The organism is Accumulibacter sp. (genome assembly GCF_031732815.1).
GTDB lineage: Bacteria > Pseudomonadota > Gammaproteobacteria > Burkholderiales > Rhodocyclaceae > Accumulibacter.
Genome location: NZ_JAVMKF010000291.1, coordinates 1 through 2,538, shown reverse-complemented (window position 1 = coordinate 2,538; position 2,538 = coordinate 1). Strand labels below are relative to the sequence as shown.

The 2,538-nt window shown below is 65.2% G+C and carries 3 protein-coding genes and 1 pseudogene; all 4 read right to left on the bottom strand.

Annotation, left to right across the window (positions count from 1 at the left end):
* The coding region (csb2, locus tag RKP46_RS20270) for a type I-U CRISPR-associated protein Csb2 (RefSeq protein ID WP_409194161.1) at positions 1-124 on the bottom strand (124 nt) is incomplete at its 3' end.
* Positions 125-132: 8 nt separating this feature from the next.
* Positions 133-1,239, bottom strand: coding sequence for a type I-U CRISPR-associated RAMP protein Csb1/Cas7u (gene cas7u, locus RKP46_RS16655; RefSeq protein ID WP_311107658.1), 1,107 nt, complete (start codon positions 1,237-1,239; stop codon positions 133-135).
* Entirely contained in the window at positions 1,236-2,108 is an 873-nt protein-coding gene (gene cas8c, locus RKP46_RS16650) for a type I-U CRISPR-associated protein Cas8c (RefSeq protein WP_311107657.1), read from the bottom strand. Before cas8c ends, cas7u begins: the two co-directional genes overlap by 4 nt.
* Positions 2,101-2,538, bottom strand: a pseudogene (locus RKP46_RS16645) (hypothetical protein); the annotation flags it as partial. The pseudogene RKP46_RS16645 and the gene cas8c, both read right to left, overlap by 8 nt.

The following is a 2,538-nucleotide window of genomic DNA, read 5'->3' as shown; positions in this document are numbered from 1 at the left end:
GAGCGCCCGTGGCCGCGGCCGCGACCAGCGCCTGAAACAATCGCGCCGGCGAAGGCGGCCATTCCGGCCGGCCGTGAAAGCGCCCGTCATGAAAGCGTACAGCAATGAGCAGGGCGCGGGGCATGGCTCCCCTCACGCACTTTCGCTTACTTTGTCTTGGCTCTTGCTCTTGGTTTTCTTGTCCTTCTTGGAGTCCTCGACTGCACGTTCTTTACTGAACGTCAGGCGCCGGTTCGCACCAATACCGAACGCTTTTGCAGCCGCAAGGGCAAATTCCTTCGCCGTTGATGCACCAAGAGCGACTGCCGAGCGGGCGCCCCTCCGCTCAACCAGCGACCACTCCGCCCGCCCCTCGGGATCGGGGACGATCAGGCAGCCTTGCCGCAGGAACGGATCGAGCGGATCGGTCGCGGCAATGAGCGAAAGGCCAAGCACGTAGCGGCGGAGGGCTTGGGCATTCTCGCCGTTCAGGCGCCGCAATGCGACAAGATTGACGGTGACGTCGCGCTGGATCGGGCCGTGGGCGACAATGCCTCCCAACGCTCCCGCAGCGGGCACATGGACAAAACCTCGCTTTGCCAACGGGCTCTTCGGATCCCCCTCTTGCTTGGCTTTTTCCTCTTCTCCGAAAACGTCGAGGGCAGAGTAGTCGAGCGGAGGATTGTACTGTGCCGAACGTTGCAGGACTTCGACGTCCCAGGCGCGGATGACCGATTGGACGATCCGCGGCAGTTTCGCCTGGGTGTCGCGCGAGTCCCACACGCCAAAGACGAGCGACGTCGGCGCGAGCTTTGCGATCGCGGCTGCATCGTTCGTGCGCTGGAAGACGTCAAACGCCTCATGGGCCGCAGCTCGCAAGTCAAAGCCGCTCGCGTCGTCCTTGGCGACGCAACGGATCAGGGCATCGCCGAGGCGATGGCCGGCATCGAGGATGCTGACCGTCCGCTCGTTGCCGTAGGCGATCTCGATCTGCGGCACCAACGCGTCGTACGGGGGGTGCTTGAAGATCGGCTCCATGCGGTTGGCCTGGCTGCCGACGCTGTCGATGGTGGCGACCTTGGTGCCGTCGGCAAGCGTATCGATGTTGTAGCCGATGTCGGCGTACGTAGGCGGGAAGATGACGCCACCCTTGCCCTCGACCGGCAACAGTTCCTGCCTGAGATGCAACGCCACTGGGCCGTTGTCGTCGTCGGCCCAGGAATTGATTGTTTCGTGCGAGAGGGATTGCGGCGCGGTCACGGATTGGGCTCCTCTATGACATTAAGAATGCACCGGGCCTGGTTTTCCTGGCCGGGCCAGCCGAGCTGCATACGAAAGGTGCGTTGCAAGAATGGAAGCTGGGAACAGCCAAGTGCTGCGCGGAGAAACATGGGATCGAGCCACACGTCGGCGATCCCCCCACTTGCAACACCGTACCGGTATTCCAGTTTCGTCAAACGTTGGGGCCTTGCGTGGCCGAGACCGACCGCCGCCAGCACTTCCGTCAGCGGATAGCCCATCATCGTGATTTGTCCGTGCTCGTTTGGTGAGAAGCCGGCATCGATCGGGATGTAATCGCGCCGCCACTCGAAACGAAAACTGCTGCTCTGCGGCGCTGAGACCGCGAACGGGTCATTGAGCGCACCTTCCGACTTTGCGTGCGCGAGGGCGAGCGCGTCCCGCGCGAGTGCGGCCCCGGGATAGCCGGCAGCGCCGGCCCAGAACTTGACATTGTCACGGACGGTCGCGTCGCCCCAGTGATCGAGCACGAGGGAGCATGTCCCGACCGAAAGCCGCGCCGGCAGCGTTGCGGGACTGGAAGGATCGGGAAACGGAAACGGCTCGCCTTCGCGCAGCAGGGCGGTTGGGATAGTCCACTTCTCGGTGCGGTGCTCAGACCGGAGCGGCGCTACCGAGTTGACAGTTGCCGCCGCCAGGAACGCCAGCACCGCTGCGACCGGGTTGTCATCGCCCCGGGCGCGCAAGTGGAAACGCACGTTGGCTTCATCCGACCAATCGAAGCGTCCTTCGGCGTCGCCGAGCAGGATCTCCGCCGCCTCGAGGAAGCCCAGGCAGGCGAAGACCTGGCCGGGATTGAACAGATCGACCGGGATTGCGGCTTCAGCCATCGCGCTGGTTCTCCGCTTCCAGCGCGCGCGAGGCCTGCTGGTCAGCGGCGCGGACCAGCGCCTCCAGCCAGGCGAGGCCCCAGGGGCCGAAGCGCTTCTGCAACCGCGCAAAGCGCAGGGCAACGTCGCGGGCGCGGGCGGCAAGCAGGCTCGGCGGGCCGTCGTCGCAGCCGTCCGTCTCAATCAGCGGACGCGCGCGGCCGTGATGCGCCGCGATCAGGTGCAGGACCAGGTCCTTGAACTCGTCCGGCAGCATTGCCAAGGCGTTGTTCCTTTCCGCCCGCAATAGCGAGCCGAACTCGTGCCGGTAGCCGCCGAGGACAGCGAAATCTGGCGGCCGTTTGCTCCCGGTTTTCGCGTACGGGCGGCCGCCCGTCGGCGTGTGGAACGCTCCCTGCCAGCGCCGGGCCGCCTTACCCTCGTCATGCAG